We start from the raw sequence: 16,379 nt of genomic DNA on the forward strand, positions 1-16,379 counted from the left end.
GGCTTTTCCCTCTGTCTAATAGTGTTTTTACTGTATACCACATATCAATTACATACATTATGCCTTTTGTTTATGATTTTCAAAAGGCAAGTTAATAATAAGCTTTCCAGAGCTCTCATTTCTTCATTTCGCTTCGCTCATTCATCAATGAGAGCTCTGGAAAAGTGGTATACTTTTGATGAATATTGGTGGTATACTTTTGATGAATATTAACACCTGCGGCATTACGTTAAAACCTCAATCCGGATTATACCAAAATGTGGCTTCTGACGGAGCCCAATCCTGTTGTTGCAGGAACACGCTAAGGTCAGCCCTTTTTGATGTCGCAGGCAAATAATTATGGTAGTATGGATAAGTCGGATTCCAATCAATGCCGTAGGTATGACATTCGGTGATGCAACGAGCAGGTGGGATGTTTGTAGGACTTAATTTCATAATGTTTGTATGGGATTAAAAATTCCTATAAAAGGGCGTTGTGGATTCGGAAATGCACAATGGCAGGGTGGTGTTGTTATTCTTCAATATACCAAACAATTCCAATTGTCTTTTTTATTTCTAATTTTTGGGGGTTTAGATTTAATGCTTCTTTGCCTTCATACCTACTCCCAACACCAGCAACACGCAAAACATTAAGATTACGGATAAATTCAGTAGATGAACAATAAATTTACAGAATAATTTTGGGGCTTAAAGAGAAAAATAAGGAAGGCAGGATTTTTTGAGAAAAAGGGATTAATGATTGAGGAAAGTGAAATATTTAACCTTTAGTGTTATAATGCTCTGAAAGTTGTTTACTAAATGTAGCCTAATTTCACCGAATTGGGGGCCGGTAATTTTTTGATTGAAGAATTTAAAGAGGACATATGGTGAACACGTTTCATTACAATGAAATGAAGGGATGATGGGGGTTGATAGGGATTACAAATCCCTAAAAAAGAGCGTTGTGGATTGCAAATCCACAACGGCAGGCAGAATTCATTAACATATTTCTATTCGGGGAAGCGTTTAAAACTCTTTATATCGTCCAGAGCATCATCCCAGCAAGCTTTACTTGCGGTGAAGATATGAGCATCAGGACGTTTTTCTAATTTGGTATCTAAACAACCTGCCGGAACGACTATGAGTTTACCGTCCATTTGGACATTGGGAAGCGCTGAACCACAATTGGCACAGAAGGCTTTCACATGCTTACTTTCCGGTGGTTGAAATATTCTAATTTCAGTTTCGGTTTTTGTCCATTCTAATTTAGCAGTTGAGGAAAACAAATTGGCAGCATGAGCAGACCCAGTGTCTTTCCTGCAATAATTGCAATGACATAAATAGAAACTCTCAAAGTCACCTGTAACTTTAAATTTAATTCCCTGGCACAAACAAGAACCCAAGTATTCCATATTTTACTTTTTTATTCTCTTATGATGTTTAAAGTTAAAAAAAACAATCCGGCAGCAATGGTGAAAACGAATAAATCAAAAAAAATATGGATGGCCGGATTAATTGGGTGTAATTCGTTGAATGAGCCATTTTTACAAAAAAGGGAATCCGAAAAGTTAATCTTTTTGGATTCCCCGGTAACAATTTTATTTTTTTGTGTTCAGGCGAACTGAGCAATCCGGTTATTTCCGGATATATATTTTAAAATCCCAAGGTTGAAGAAGGATGCCTTTTGCCGGCCATTCCATCTGCCCGTTAGAAAATATTTCTGTGAATACCCCTTTCGGACCATTCTCGGCAAAGAGGCTAACCGATTTATCGGAAAGATTGAAGACGGCAATGACAAGGTTGTTTTCTTTTTCACGCACGAAAGCAAAAATGTTTTCGGGTGCATTGGTGGTGATGATCTGTAAATCGCCACCGGCGGTTCCGTTCCACAGTGCCGGATTCTCTTTTTTCAGTTTGATTAAGGTTTGGTAGAAAGGGGTCATATCCGATTCTTTCCACTCTATGGTATCTTTATCGAAGAATCGCAGACGTTTATCCATCCCCACTTCCTGTCCCGAATAGATAAGGGGCATTCCTTCAACGGTGAATGTGAGTGCCGCCATTGTTTTGAGGGCGTTGCCTAACCGTTCGGGGGCAGTGCCGTTCCAGCTGTTCTCGTCATGGTTTGAGGTAAACTGCATTGGCCAGCTTCCTTTGGGGTAAAGCGTGTCGGTTTTTTGGAAGTATGCGGCCACATCGAGGGCATTTTTATCGCCTTTGGCCACGTCATTCATGATGTGATGGAGCTCCCATCCATAATTTGCATTAAATGCATTGTCGAGCAGGCTTATTTCAGCTTCGTCTTCGGCCAGCATCCATACGGGTTTTATGGAATCAAGGGCAGCACGTGCCGACTCCCAGAAGTCGACGGGTACCATTCCGGCCACATCACAGCGGAAACCGTCGATGTCGGCCTCCCGTACCCAATAGGTCATGGCATCAATCATTGCCTCCCGCAGGTTGGGATTGCTGTAGTCGAGGTCTGCCACATCGGTCCAGTCCTCTACGGGTGGAATAATATCGCCTTCTTCATTTTTGGAATACCAATCAGGATGTTGGTTAATCCAGGGATGATCCCATGCGGTGTGGTTGGCTACCCAGTCAAGAATTATTTTCATATCCATCTCATGGGCTTTTTGTACGAGGGCTTTGAAATCTTCCAGGGTTCCATATTCCGGGTTGATGCCTTTGTAATCCTTTATGGAATAATAGGACCCCAACGAACCTTTACGGTTTTTTTCGCCTATGGGATATATGGGCATGAGCCACAGAATATCGACACCCAGCTCTTTGAGGCGCGGCAGATGTTGGGCAAAGGCATTAAAAGTACCTTCGGGGGTATATTGACGAATATTCACCTCGTATATTACGGCGTCTTTGCTCCATTCGGGGACCGGGGTGTTACTGACTTTAAGTTTTCGGGAAGCCTGCTCTTGAGATTGTTGTCGGCTCTGACACGCTGAAAAAAGTACTAAAATCGACGAAATTAGTACAAAAGGCTTAATCTGTTTCATGGTCGTTTTCAGTGGTTAAAATTGTTGGACATACAGACTTAGGTCCGTGCAATTTACTTAATTTCCCCTACACCCGAAGGTGAAGGGGAAAGAAATTATAAAGGGATTTTTTCAAACCCGGATTTAAAAATCACTGGTTTGGAAACTTGGGTTTCAAAGAGGCAGATTATGGCAAATGCTGCCTTATCGATGGATTTTGGTTAGTTTAGTTCAATTATTCTGGCCGATTTGGCTTCGATGTCGAAGCTGTCGAGTGTATCAAGTGTTTGACCGGATAATATGTCTTTCCCTTTAGAGTATCGGTTTAAAATTTCGGCAAACCGGTCTCCGGAAATAGTTCTTTTTTCGTCTTCAGAGTTGTTAAGAATCACCATAACGGCTTCGCCATCAAGATATCGGAAATAAACATAAACGTTGTTTTCGGGGATGAAATGAAGCGTTTTGCCGTGGTGAATGGGTTTACTGTATTTTCTGAAATTCAGGATTTTGGTGAGATAATTTACCATTTCGTTTTGTTGGTTCGTTCTGCCGGCAGGGGTGAAGGCGTTGGTCGAGTCGCCGGGCCATCCACCGGGGAAATCCTGCCGGATATTGGCATGGCCTTCATATCCGTTTCCGGACATTAAGATTTCGGTTCCATAGTACCATTGCGGTATTCCTCTGACGGTGGCGACGAAAGCTGTTGCCATCTTCAATTTACGAATATCGTTATTCAAAATGGTAAAAATACGGCCTACGTCGTGATTTTCAGGAAAAACCAGCATGTTGTTTACGTCGGGATAGAGATGGTCGTCGGCCAACACATTGTAGAGGCGCATTAATCCATCCATCCAACCACCACCTTTTTCGTTAAATGCTTTATGCATGGCATCCATAAGTGGGAAATCCATGATGGTTTTAAGGTGGGAATTAAAGCCATCGGCATTGGGAAAATCTTTCTGCCAATAACAAAGTTTAGAAGGGTCACCAATCCAGGCTTCACCAACGATGTTGAAGTTGGGATATTCCAGGTTGATGCGTTTGTTCCATTCTGCCATTGCGTATTTGTCGGGATATGGGTATGTATCCTGACGAATACCCTGTAATCCGGCATACTCAATCCACCAAATACTGTTTTGTATGAGGTAGTTTCGCAGAAGTTCGTTGCGTAGATTCAGGTCAGGCATGGAACTGTCGAACCATCCTTCAGTAGCCAGTTTTAGGTCGGCTTTGGATGCGTTGGGATCAGAGATTGTGGAAAGACGGTAATTGGAACGGATGAAATGGCCGTAATTGATCCAGTCGTCGGTGGGCAGGTCATTCATCCACCAATGGTTGCTGCCACAGTGATTGAATATCATGTCTTTAATCACTTTAAGCCCTTTTTTATTGGCGATTTCTACGAGCTTTTTATAATCCTCATTTGACCCGAAACGTGGATCTATTTTGTAGTAGTCGGTTGTGGCATAACCGTGGTAAGAAGATTCGGGCATGTTGTTTTCCAGCACGGGGTTAAGCCATATGGCGGTAAATCCCATATCAACAATGTAGTCGAGATGTTGGATGATGCCCTCCAGGTCTCCGCCGTGGCGGCCATAAGGGGCATCGCGGTCAGCCTTTTCGAGCATTCCCGGCACGTCATCGTTCGAGGGGTTACCGTTGGCAAAACGGTCGGGCATAATCAGATAAATGGCATCCGAACTGTTAAAGCCTTCACGGCAGGCTGAGCCTTCGCGCCGCTGCAGCAGTTCAAAAGACATGGTTTTCTTAGTCCTTTTTCCATCCTTAAACTCTATTTCCACAGTTCCCGGGGCGGCATTGTCATCTATCAGTACATCAATGAAAAGATAATTGGGATTTTTGACAGCGGTGATTTTTTGGATGGAAAGCCCCGGATGGTCGATTTCGGGACGCAGTAAACCAATATTTTCACTATACGCCATCAGCTGCACCACCGGATTCTTAAACCCGATCCACCAGGATGGGGGCTCCAAACGGTCTTTAATTTTTGAAGCAGCGTTGACAGTGTTAAGAGTTACTGTCAGCGCCAATAATATCCATAAAGAATTAACTTTAATTTTTAGCATAATAGTTGTTAATTAAGGGTTTACAAATAGATTTGCCAGCCGGAATATCGACTTCTTCATTGTATAGCAAAAGTGATGTGCTGCCGGTACCATGACAAGTGATTTCAACTTGTTCTTGATTGACTCTCACTTCCAAATCGTTCCCTCTGAAACGGATACGGAACGAATACTCATGCCATTGTTCGGGGATGCATGGTGCTAACCGTAATTTACGGTCGTCGTAAACGCGTTTGCCTCCAAAACCTTCCACTATCGACATCCAGGTTCCTGCCATGCTGGTGATGTGTAATCCTTCGTGTACCTCACGGTTGTAATCATCCAGGTCGAGACGACTGGTACGAAGATACAGTTCATAGGCTTTGTCAACGTTGCCGATACGTGCAGCCAGAATACTGTGAACACATGGCGAGAGTGATGATTCGTGAACCGTGCGTGGTTCGTAAAAAGCAAAATTCCGACGAATGGTTTCTGTGTCGTACTCTTCTTCGAAGAGGTAGATACCTTGTAAAGTATCCGCTTGTTTAATGAAACAGGACCGAAGGATGCGATCCCATGACCAGTGCTGATTCAGAGGTCGGATGGAAGGACTCAACTCATCGGTAGTGATTTGTTCTTTGTCCATATACCCATCTTGCTGAAGGAAAATACCTTCTTCCTCGTAATAAGGAAAATAAAGATTGTCGGCCACCGACTTCCACATATTTGTTTCCGTGTTTCTGTCGAGTTTGACCTTTTTGATGATTTCTTCCAATCTTTGAGGATTGTTTTTTTCAACGATGTCGATGGCCTCTCTGGCATAGTTGAGACACCATTGTGCTATTTTATTGGTATACCAGTTGTTGTTAACGTTGTTTTCATATTCGTTGGGGCCGGTAACGCCCAGGATAACAAATTTTTGTTTTTCCTGTGAGTATGTAGCCCGTTGACTCCAGAAACGAGCGATGCCAATGAGGACTTCCAACCCGTACTGTTCCAGATATGCATCATCGCCCGTGTGGCGTATGTAATTGTGAATGGCGAAAGCAATGGCACCGTTTCGGTGAATTTCTTCGAATGTTATTTCCCATTCGTTGTGACACTCTTCACCATTCATGGTTACCATAGGGTAAAGCGCAGCTCCATCGGTGAACCCCAGTTTTTGAGCGTTTTCGATGGCTTTTCCCAAATGTTTGTACCGGTAAATAAGCAAGTTTTTAACCACTTTTTGCGGTGCTGTCATCAGGAAGAAGGGGATACAGTATGCTTCGGTATCCCAGTAGGTACTGCCTCCGTATTTTTCACCGGTAAAACCTTTGGGACCGATGTTTAACCGTTCGTCTTTGCCGGTATATGTTTGGTTAAGTTGGAAAATATTGAATCGGATACCTTGCTGAGCCGCGACATCTCCCAAAATTTTAATGTCACTGTGTTTCCAAATGTTTTCCCAATGGGCTGCATGTTCAGTCAAAAGGTTGTCGAAACCGACCTCTGCTGCTTCAGACGCTTGTTTTTTTGCTTGAGATAGCAGTTGTTCCGCGGGGTGATATAAAGAACTGCACACGCCAACATATTTGTTGACGATGATTTTTTCGCCTTTTTTTGCCTTCAGGGAAATTTGATTACCGGCAAAAGTGGCGTTTTGTATGGGTTGAATATTCGAAGTTTCTCCGCCAGTAATTATGCTTTTAGCAGCAAATCCGACTCTGAAGTCGAGCTTTTTGGTTTGTGATAAGAGCGATGCTTCAAAAGCTGATGCTTCAGCAGAGAGTATATTCCAGAATTTTTCATCGTAATTGGCATCTTCGTTTTTGACGTCGCCATCGATAAAGGGGGTTATAATTAAATTGCAATCGTCATTTTCAGGTGTAACAGAGAATCGGATAGCGCCCACCTCGGGTCGTTCCATACTCAGGAACCGTTCGGTGGTGACCGATACCCTGATGCCATTGTTAAGGGTGGCGGTGAATTGACGCTGTAATACCCCTTTTTTCATGTCGAGGATGCGGACAAAATTTTCCACTTTCGACACTTTAAATAAATCGAGGGTTTCATCATTAATATTTACATCGATGCCAATCCAGTTGGGCGAGTTAATAACTTTAGCAAAGTATTCGGGGTAACCGTTTTTCCACCATCCCACACGGGTTTTATCAGGATAATAGACACCGGCAATGTAACTGCCTCTAAGTGTCGGACCACTCCAAGCCTCTTCGAAGTTGGCCCTTTGCCCCATTTGGCCGTTTCCCAGACTGAAAATGCTTTCCGAGGCTGTATGATGCTCAGGATTAAATCCTTCCTCAATAATTTTCCACTCGTCTTTCTTCAAATATTGTCTCATCATCTCATTAAAATATTAAAGGTGACCTGGCCACATTTAAACTCTTATGTTGCAATAACTTTTATAATTGTGATAGTTTGGTAATATTCATCTCATGCAGTCCTGAGACTACCAGATGAGCCTTACTCAATGTTTTGGGCGAACCTATGCCGACGCATTTCATACCTCCGCGCAGGGCTGCTTCAACGCCGGCTTCGGCATCTTCGAATACAACGCAATTTGCAGGGTTGGCATTTAATGCTTCAGCACCTTTTAAAAAGACTTCGGGGTCAGGTTTTGCCGCCGTTACTTTGGTGCCGTCGATGATGGCATCGAACCAGGGGGTAAGCTCCAGCCGGTCGAGAATGGTCATGGCATTTTTACTGGCCGACCCAAGGGCGATTAATATATCGTTGTTTTTTAGTTCACGGATGAATTTTAATGCCCCCGGAAGAATTTCTTCGGGTGTCATTTTCAGAATATAGGAACGATAGTTTTCGTTTTTCTTTTGAGCCAATTCTTCTTTTTTCTGTGGTGGAAGAGTTAACCCTCCAATTTCCAGCAGGATGTCGAGCGACCGCATTCGGCTGACACCTTTGAGGCGTTCATTGTCTTTTTCGGTAAATTCAATACCCAATTCATCGGCGAGTTCTTTCCAGGCAATGTAGTGGTAACGCGCCGTATCAACAATTACTCCGTCTAAATCAAAAATACACGCTTCTATCATCGGTTAATCTTCTTTATCTTCAACAAAATGGACTGAAACAGCGGCAATTATCAGGCTAACTCCGGCAATGACCAATGCATAAATGGCCTGCGAGTTAAACCATACTTTTATAATAGGTCCGCTAAATACACCGTTTACTATTTGTGGTATGGTGATGAAAAAATTAAATAACCCCATGTAAATGCCCATTTTAGCGGGTGGCAATGCTCCCGAAAGGATGGCATAAGGCATGGAAAGGATACTTGCCCAGGCTATCCCTACGCCAATCATTGGCAAGATGAGCATGACAGGGTCGTTGATGAAATAAATGGATATCAATCCTGCTGCACCAAAAAGCAGAGAAATGGCATGAGCCGTTTTTCTGCTGGTTTTTTTGGCAATGAAAGGAAGCAGCAAGGCGTAGAGTGCCGCCACTCCGTTGTAAACACCAAATAAAACACCAACCCAGTTGCCGGCATCGTTATAAGCGGCCGAACTGGTATCGGAAACCGGCAGATTGTATACATGTTGTGCAATGGCGGGGGTGGTATAAACCCACATTCCGAAGAGGGCGAGCCATGAAAAAAATTGCACCAGCCCCAGTTGCTTCATGGTCTTCGGCATGGCAATGAAATCTTTGAATATCTGTACAATACCAATCACCTTCTTTCCGGCAGGCTCAAGTTTTTCGGGACCATGAAAGGCTTCCATCTCTTTGGGTGAATACTCCTTGGTTGTAAAGACGGTCCATAAAATGGTAATGACCAAAACCGCAGCACCTATATAAAATGAGAAGATGACATTGTCGGGGACACTGCCTTCAGGTGCTACTTTTGAGACATTCAACCACTCTGCCAAAATGTAGGTTATCCACGAGCCTACCACCGCTCCTATGCCTATGAGTGTCGATTGAACTGCAAAGCCTGCGGTTCGTTGATCGAGCGGCAACTTGTCGGCCACCAGGGCACGAAACGGTTCCATGGATACGTTGAACGAAGCATCCATAATCATTAACATGCCTGCGCCTACAAACATGGGTGGAATAATGGCGGCCAGCATTTCGGCATTGGGCATAAAGACCAAAGCCAAAGCGGCGAAAATAGCCCCTGCCAGGAAATAAGGACGTCGGCGGCCCAGCCTGTTCCAGGTGCGGTCACTGTAGTGCCCGATAATCGGCTGGACAATCATTCCGGTAATAGGCGCTGCCAGCCAAAACCATCCAAGATGTTCGATGTTGGCACCAAATGTTTGAAGGATACGACTGGCATTTGCATTTTGAAGCGCAAAGCCAAATTGTATTCCTAAAAAACCAAGACTCATATTCCAAATCTGGGCCCTGGTTAGCCGTGGTAATTTGTTCATAGTTCTTCGATTTCCTTTAAATCAGAATTGTTGATGGTATTATTTACCATTGCATTTTATGGTCGGCTGAAATTCCATGTCCGGAAACGTTGTATCCCCTTAAATACTAAGAGTCAAACCTGCCGGATGATTCTTCTTTTTATATTAAGGAATATTTACCCGGCCTGCCGGGTATGGAAATCCCATGCCTTAATTTAATTATGTTATTAAAGTAAATTGTAAGGGAAGAAAGAAAGCGGGAAAATACCCACAATTTATTCGTTCCACCTCAAAAAGGTAGATGATCTTTTTAAAGAACATTCGGAATTGTAGAAAGAAGAAAAATACCGAACAATGCAAATGTAAGGATAAATGTTATTTATTGGTTAAAAATGAAAATTAAAAAGGTTTACAGTATGGGTTTTTATTCTGTAAGTCAGTATATTCAGTATGTCTGACAAGGTTGGGAAGATGATAAAAATTAAACAAAGTTATATTGCAAACGTTTTCGGGACTTTGTATTAGGAAATTATCTGTTAAGTTGATTGTCGTAATTTTAAAGTAGGGGTGAAAACTTTTGTGGAATAGTCGATTCCCAAATCCGGATTTTCGAGGCGATGCAACAACAGACGCATGGCTTCACGGCCGGTTTCATAACCTTTTTGTTCGACGGTGGTTAGAGGTGGATAGGCAATTTCTGCGTTAGGTCCGTCTCCAAAGCCAACTACTTTGATCTGACGCGGGATGTCATAGCCTGCCGCCTGAAGGACCTGCATGGCTGCAATAGCAGTGCTGTCGTTAACCGCAAAAATCCCGTCGATGTTCTGCTCTTTGATAAGTTTTAGAAGATGGTCTTTAAGACTGAATACATATTCACGTGTATCACATTTAATAAGGAACTCTTCTTTTACTGATAGGTTATTGTCTTTAAGCGCTTGTTTGTAACCTTCTGCACGCTGGCTTCCAATAATAAGGTGTTGGGGCGCCGCCAGATGTAATATATTACTACAGCCCCGTTCAATTAGGTGAGAGGTGGCAATATGTGCGCCCTTAAAGTCATCGGTGATAACCCGGTCGGTGGTTATATCTTCACATACACGATCAAAAAAAACCATTGGGATTCCGTTTTCATGAGCTCTTTTGAGATGGGTGAAATCTTTAGTGGTTTTGCTCACCGAAACCAGTATCCCGTCAACCCGATGGTCAACCAATGCCTGCGTGTCGATAACTTCGCGCTGGTAGTTTTCATTTGACTGACAGATCATGACATTGTAGCCCTCTCCATAAGCCAAATCTTCGATTCCACTAATAACTGATGAAAAAAAATGGTGGACAATCTCGGGAATGATCAATCCTATGGTGTTGGTTTTTTGTCTTCTCAGACTTAAAGCCAAAGCATTTGGGCGATAGTTAACCTTTTTGGCGAAGGTTTTTACCAATCGTTTGGTTTCTTCATTTATGTCGGGGTGATCTTTTAATGCCCTCGAAACCGTTGAGGGAGATAATTCCAGTATTCGGGCTATATCTTTGAGCGTTATGTGATTCGATTTCATGTGTGCAATGTTGTTGGCGTTTTGTTTCGCAGATTATAAATATATAACAATTTCAAGATATAAAAAAGAGGGAAAGGGGGTCGAAAATTTTTGAGGAACGGCAAATATTAGTGAGTTAAATAATTATGGCAAATTATGATTTGAAACGAAAAATTGTTAATTGCATACATAACATTATTTTTTTGCCCAATTAATTAAAATTATTTAACAAAATGGAAATTAACTAATTAATGGATTGCTTGATCCGCTAAAATATGTGTAACTTCCTATAATATATTGTTTTATATCCACTGTGTTATTCAAGGACTAAAAAATTATGTTGTATCCCAGGATTTTATGATGTTATTGGATGTTGTTTTGAATAGGAATAAGAAAACTTTTAGGATTAAAATTAAAAGTAGGTGAAAGGGAAATGTTAAATAGTTGATTTGTTTGTGTTATCGAAAACGATTGCAGAGAAAACAAAGAAATGTTTTAAAACAGAGTCTTTTCCCGCAAACGAAACCGCAAACGTTTGCGGTTTCGTTTGCGGGATTTTTTCTTAAAAAAATGGAATTTTAATGTTAACAAATGTTTATTAATGCATCGGATTGACCTAATTTTGTGAATGAAGAAAGAAAATTATAGCCGGTAAAAATGTAACGACATTAAAAAAATATTATCCGGCGGAGTTGTAGATAGTAGAAAAAATACCGAACAAAGAGTTCTTATAAATTGTAAGGACATTACCCAAGGATTTTTAATCAAGTTTATTTTAAATCAAAGTTTTATGAAAAAACAGTTTAATTTCTTTAAAATCCTGTTTCTTTTAATAGGTCTGGGCATCTATACCGGAGCCACTGCCCAAGAAAGAATGGTAACAGGAATTGTAACGGATGCAGATACCGGAGGTCCGTTACCGGGAGTAACTGTCGTAAAAAAAGGAACGTTTGAGGGGGTTATCACTCAGGTTGACGGAACCTATTCTATTGAAGTGACACCCAATGATGTTCTGGTCTTCTCGTTTGTAGGGTATAAATCCATTGAGGAACCTGTTGGTGACAGAGAAGTGATAAATGTTGCTCTTGCACCCGATGTGTTGGGTCTGGAAGAAGTGGTGGTTATAGGTTACGGGACTGTGAAGAAGGAAGATTTGACCGGTTCGGTAACAGCTGTTGATGCCTCTAAATTAAATAGGGGGTTAGCTACTTCACCATCAGATCTTATCTCGGGGAAAGTAGCCGGAGTAAGTGTGGTTAGTTCGGGTGGTGCACCTGGTGCCGGAGCCACGATTCGAATTAGGGGTGGTTCTTCCATGTCAGCAAGTAATGATCCCCTAATTGTAATTGACGGCGTTCCTGTGGATAATTCTACAGGTATAAATGGTATGGCAGATCCATTAAGCTCTATCCATCCTAATGATATTAAAACTTTCACGGTTTTAAAAGATGCATCAGCCACTGCTATTTATGGTTCAAGAGCTTCTAATGGTGTGATAATTATTACTACTAAAGAAGGTTCTAAAGGTAAAATGCGGGTATCCTACAATGGGAATTTTGCTGTAAGCACCAAGCGAGGTACTGTGGATGTTATGGGTGCAGATGAGTTCCGCCAATATGTTACTGACCTTTTTGGTGCAGGAAGTGAACAAGTGGCAGCTTTGGGAGATTATTCTACCGATTGGCAGGAAGAAATTTTCCAAACAGCTTTAAGCACCGATCATAATATAAGTTTCTCGGGAAGCTTAAAAGATATTCCCTATAGAGTTTCTGTTGGGTATACCAGTGAAGAGGGAATTCTGAAGACATCTAAGATGGAACGTACTACAGGTGCGTTAAATTTAAGTCCGAAGTTTCTGGATAACCGTTTAAGTGTAAAGTTAAATGTAAAAGGAGTGTATAATACCAACAGATTTGCGGATACCGGCGCTATTGGTTCGGCTACTCAGTTTGATCCTACTCAACCCATTTATGCGGATTCTCCCTATGGAAATGGTTATTATATGTCTTTAAAAGAGGATGGTACTCCTATCGATATAGGTTTGGCCAATCCGGTTGCCGTGTTAGAGCAAAAAGAAGACGAGTCGACTGTATATCGAAGCATTGGAAATGCACAAATCGATTATAAGTTTTTGTTTTTAGACGGGCTGAATGCAAATTTGAACGTAGGATACGATGTATCTAAAAGCGATGGCGATGTTATTTATGCCGACAATTCACCTATGAGTTATGTTTGGGGTAATAATAAAGCCGGATGGGGCGAAAACAGTAGTTATTCTCAGACAAAGGAAAATTACTTACTCGATTTTTACCTGAATTATAATCGAGATTTTGCTGCACATCATTTTGATGTTATGGGAGGATATTCCTGGCAGAAATTTTATAGAGACGAGGAGAATGAATATCCTTATTCTGCGGAAAAAGCGTTGGAAACAGACGAAGAATTTTATAAAGATGGTTATGATTATTCAACCGAGTCATATGTGATTTCCTTTTTTGGCCGGTTGAATTACAATTATGCTCAGAAGTATTTTGTAACCTTTTCATTGCGGAATGACGGATCATCACGTTTTAGCCCCGACAATCAGTGGGGATTATTCCCTTCCGCTGCTTTGGCCTGGAAAATATCTAATGAATCTTTCCTCGAAGGGTCTGATGTTGTTTCTGACCTTAAGTTAAGACTGAGTTACGGGGTTACCGGTCAGCAAAGTCTTGGACAAGGTGACTATCCCTGGATGGGACGTTATAGTTACAGTACGGCAGGCGCCAATTACTATTTTGGAGATACGATAGTTAGATTATTGCGTCCTTTGGCCTATGATGAAAATCTCAAATGGGAGGAAACAACCACTTACAATGTGGGCGTAGATTATGGTTTCTTAGGTAACAGAATTAGTGGTACGTTGGATTTCTATTACCGGGAAACCGAAGATTTGCTAAATACCGTGGCTATTCCTGCCGGAACTAATTTTAGTAACCAACTTTTGACCAATGTAGGGGAGTTAACCAATAAAGGTGTTGAATTCTCTATTACCGGTCGTCCCCTTGCTGAAAAAGACTTTAGTTGGATTTTAAGCTACAATATCGCCTATAATAAAAATGAGATTAAAAAACTGACTATCAATGATGACCCCGATTATGTTGGTGTTGAACATGGAGGCATTGATGGTGGTACCGGAAATAATATTTTGATTCACCAAGTGGGACAACCGGCAGGATCGTTCTACGTTTTTGAACAAGTTTACGATGAGTCGGGTAAACCTGTTGAAGGTGCTTATGTAGACCAAAATGGGGATGGGGAGATAACCGAGCAGGACCGTATCGCTTACAAAAAAGCTGATCCTGATTTCATTATGGGCCTTTCTTCTCAGTTAAATTATAAAAATTGGGATTTTAATTTCTCATTAAGGTCACATATTGGCAATTACGCTTACAATAATGTTCAATCTAATCGCGAAGCGCACAACACCATTTATGATCCTTCGGGATTCCTGAAAAACAGAGTTACCTCAGCCAAATATACCGATTTTGAAAACGTAAGATATCGTTCCAGCTATTATGTTCAAGAAGCTTCGTTTTTAAAGATGGACAACATTTCTTTGGGATATACCTTTGATAATTTGGGTCTATGGGGCAAGGAACAAATGGCCAGAGTTTCATTTACAGTAGAAAACCCGTTTGTTATCACCGATTATGATGGACTAGATCCCGAATTTGGAAATGACGGGATCGACAATAACATTTATCCCAACCCTAGGGTATTTATCATTGGCTTAAGTTTAAATTTCTAAAAAGAGGGAATCATGAAAGTAAAAAAATATAAACTTATTGTAGGATTTTTCTCACTCCTGTTGTTATTGGGTGTTGCTTGTACCGACGATCTGGATACCATACCATTGGATGAGGATGAATTGGTAGCGGAGATTGTTTATGGGAGTGAACTGGGACCCTATCAGGAAAGTATTGCAAAGATATATGCCGGATTAGCTATTAGTGGAAATAGTGCTGGAGACGGAGACCCAGATGTGGCAGGTGTAGACGGTGGAAGTCAGGCATCTTTTCTCAGAGGATTATGGAATCTTCAGGAATTGCCTACCGATGAGGCACATTGTGCTTGGGGGGATGCCGGTATTCCTGAATTAAATAATATGACTTGGGGCTCGGGTAATGTATTCATCAAAGGATTTTATTACAGATTGTATTATCAGATTAATCTGGCCAATGAGTTTTTGCGTCAGACTACCGATGATAAGTTGTCATCACGTGGGGTTGATGAGAGTACTAAGGCGGTTATTACTCAGTACCGTGCTGAAGCAAGATTTCATCGCGCATTAGCTTATTATTATTTGTTGGATATGTTCCGTAATGTGCCTTTTGTGACTGAAGAGAACGAAATGGGTAAAGATGCTCCTATCCAAAAAAGTGCTGATGAAGTATTTGACTATATTGAGAGTGAATTATTAGATTGTGAGGAGGATATGCTTGACCCCATTGTTGGTTATGATAATGCCAATTATGGCAGAGCGCATAAGGCTGCTAACTGGGCCCTGCTTTCAAGGTTGTATCTAAATGCCGAAGCTTATATTGGTGAACCCAAATATTCTGAGTCTATAACCTACAGTAAAAAGGTTTTGGATGCGCAATACGAGCTTGAAAGTGTTTATGGAAATGTATTTAAAGCTGACAACCATAATTCAAAGGAAATGATTTTCCCCATTAGATATGAGGGTGATGATACGCAAACCTGGGGGGGGATGACCTTTCTTTTAAGCAGTACCATCCCTTCTGATATGCAGACAGAAGTAAATGCCGTAGGTGCATGGCAAGGAAACCGGGCCAGATCTTCTCTTTTGGAAACTTTTGAACAAGAAAGTGACAAAGAATTGGATGCCCGATTCTCCATGTTGGAATTGGAATACACCGAAAATGTGGAAATTGAATCACCATCTTTGTTTAAAGACAATGGAATCCCGGTGGTCAAGTATTATAATGTCTATAGTGACGGAACATATCCTCCTTCCAATATTGCTTATACCGATTTTCCGTTGTTTAGACTTGGTGAAATTTATTTGAACTATGCCGAAGCAGTACTTCGGGGAGGTTCCGGTGGCGATGAAACCACAGCTCTTCAGCTTATTAATGACTTAAGGGCCAGAGCATATGGTGAAAATAGTTCACTGGCAACTATTACAAGCAGTGACCTGACTCTTGATTTCATCTTTGAAGAGCGCGGAAGAGAATTGTTCTATGAAGCACACCGTCGCTCTGATATGGTACGTTTCGGTAAGTTTACCGGCTCGTCCTATATTTGGCCCTGGAAAGGCGGCGTTCAAGAGGGGCGTAGTGTAGATTCTTATCGTGATGTATATCCAATCCCATCAGATGATATGGGGTCCAATCTAAATCTGGAACAAAACGAAGGATATAAATAATACTCATAGTCATT

Annotated in this window: 11 protein-coding genes; 3 read left to right on the forward strand and 8 right to left on the reverse strand. The window is 41.6% G+C overall.

Annotated features, from left to right (window positions below; translation table 11 throughout):
- Positions 1 to 213 (forward strand): hypothetical protein (locus BM130_RS15420; protein ID WP_217645608.1); only part of this gene is annotated, 213 nt, incomplete at its 5' end.
- Positions 214 to 237: 24 nt separating this feature from the next.
- On the opposite strand, the gene BM130_RS15280 is transcribed toward BM130_RS15420, so the two are convergent.
- From BM130_RS15280 to BM130_RS07950, 8 genes are all read right to left on the reverse strand, one after another.
- A complete protein-coding gene (locus BM130_RS15280) occupies positions 238 to 435 on the reverse strand; it encodes a hypothetical protein (RefSeq protein ID WP_138956836.1) in 198 nt (65 codons plus the stop codon).
- A gap of 554 nt (positions 436 to 989) precedes the next feature.
- The gene (locus BM130_RS07915) at positions 990 to 1,391 is read right to left on the reverse strand and encodes a GFA family protein (RefSeq protein WP_010526533.1); all 402 of its coding nucleotides are present in this window, start codon (positions 1,389 to 1,391) and stop codon (positions 990 to 992) included.
- A gap of 222 nt (positions 1,392 to 1,613) precedes the next feature.
- Entirely contained in the window at positions 1,614 to 2,993 is a 1,380-nt protein-coding gene (locus BM130_RS07925; protein WP_010526531.1) for an alpha-amylase family glycosyl hydrolase, read from the reverse strand.
- Positions 2,994 to 3,193: 200 nt separating this feature from the next.
- Positions 3,194 to 5,059: a glycoside hydrolase family 13 protein gene (locus tag BM130_RS07930; protein WP_010526530.1), complete on the reverse strand. Its 1,866-nt coding sequence runs from the start codon at positions 5,057 to 5,059 to the stop codon at positions 3,194 to 3,196.
- Positions 5,046 to 7,379: a family 65 glycosyl hydrolase domain-containing protein gene (locus BM130_RS07935; protein WP_029626475.1), complete on the reverse strand. Its 2,334-nt coding sequence runs from the start codon at positions 7,377 to 7,379 to the stop codon at positions 5,046 to 5,048. The genes BM130_RS07930 and BM130_RS07935 overlap by 14 nt, the downstream gene beginning before the upstream one ends.
- 58 nt (positions 7,380 to 7,437) lie before the next feature.
- The gene (gene pgmB / locus BM130_RS07940; RefSeq protein WP_010526528.1) at positions 7,438 to 8,082 is read right to left on the reverse strand and encodes a beta-phosphoglucomutase; all 645 of its coding nucleotides are present in this window, start codon (positions 8,080 to 8,082) and stop codon (positions 7,438 to 7,440) included.
- 3 nt (positions 8,083 to 8,085) lie between these two features.
- Entirely contained in the window at positions 8,086 to 9,423 is a 1,338-nt protein-coding gene (locus BM130_RS07945) for an MFS transporter (protein WP_010526527.1), read from the reverse strand.
- Between the two features lie 515 nt (positions 9,424 to 9,938).
- Entirely contained in the window at positions 9,939 to 10,955 is a 1,017-nt protein-coding gene (locus BM130_RS07950) for a LacI family DNA-binding transcriptional regulator (protein WP_010526526.1), read from the reverse strand.
- Positions 10,956 to 11,724: 769 nt separating this feature from the next.
- Here BM130_RS07950 and BM130_RS07955 point away from each other — a divergent pair.
- Together BM130_RS07955 and BM130_RS07960 are read left to right on the forward strand one after the other, a co-directional pair.
- Positions 11,725 to 14,724, forward strand: a complete 3,000-nt coding sequence (locus BM130_RS07955) for a SusC/RagA family TonB-linked outer membrane protein (protein ID WP_010526525.1) — start codon at positions 11,725 to 11,727, stop codon at positions 14,722 to 14,724.
- A gap of 12 nt (positions 14,725 to 14,736) precedes the next feature.
- Positions 14,737 to 16,365 (forward strand): RagB/SusD family nutrient uptake outer membrane protein, encoded by a 1,629-nt coding sequence (locus BM130_RS07960; RefSeq protein WP_010526524.1) that lies wholly within the window; start codon positions 14,737 to 14,739, stop codon positions 16,363 to 16,365.
- Positions 16,366 to 16,379: the final 14 nt, after the last annotated feature.

The organism is Thermophagus xiamenensis (genome assembly GCF_900112795.1).
In the GTDB taxonomy this organism is placed as follows: domain Bacteria; phylum Bacteroidota; class Bacteroidia; order Bacteroidales; family Marinilabiliaceae; genus Thermophagus; species Thermophagus xiamenensis.

Excerpts from the sequence above, each read along its gene's own strand:
- BM130_RS15280 (WP_138956836.1), bottom strand. The coding sequence starts at position 435 with ATGAAATTAAGTCCTACAAACATCCCACCTGCTCGTTGCATCACCGAA.
- BM130_RS07925 (WP_010526531.1), bottom strand. The coding sequence starts at position 2,993 with ATGAAACAGATTAAGCCTTTTGTACTAATTTCGTCGATTTTAGTACTT.
- BM130_RS07950 (WP_010526526.1), bottom strand. The coding sequence starts at position 10,955 with ATGAAATCGAATCACATAACGCTCAAAGATATAGCCCGAATACTGGAA.
- BM130_RS07930 (WP_010526530.1), bottom strand. The coding sequence starts at position 5,059 with ATGCTAAAAATTAAAGTTAATTCTTTATGGATATTATTGGCGCTGACA.
- BM130_RS07915 (WP_010526533.1), bottom strand. The coding sequence starts at position 1,391 with ATGGAATACTTGGGTTCTTGTTTGTGCCAGGGAATTAAATTTAAAGTT.
- BM130_RS07945 (WP_010526527.1), bottom strand. The coding sequence starts at position 9,423 with ATGAACAAATTACCACGGCTAACCAGGGCCCAGATTTGGAATATGAGT.
- pgmB (WP_010526528.1), bottom strand. The coding sequence starts at position 8,082 with ATGATAGAAGCGTGTATTTTTGATTTAGACGGAGTAATTGTTGATACG.
- BM130_RS07955 (WP_010526525.1), top strand. The coding sequence starts at position 11,725 with ATGAAAAAACAGTTTAATTTCTTTAAAATCCTGTTTCTTTTAATAGGT.
- BM130_RS07935 (WP_029626475.1), bottom strand. The coding sequence starts at position 7,379 with ATGATGAGACAATATTTGAAGAAAGACGAGTGGAAAATTATTGAGGAA.
- BM130_RS07960 (WP_010526524.1), top strand. The coding sequence starts at position 14,737 with ATGAAAGTAAAAAAATATAAACTTATTGTAGGATTTTTCTCACTCCTG.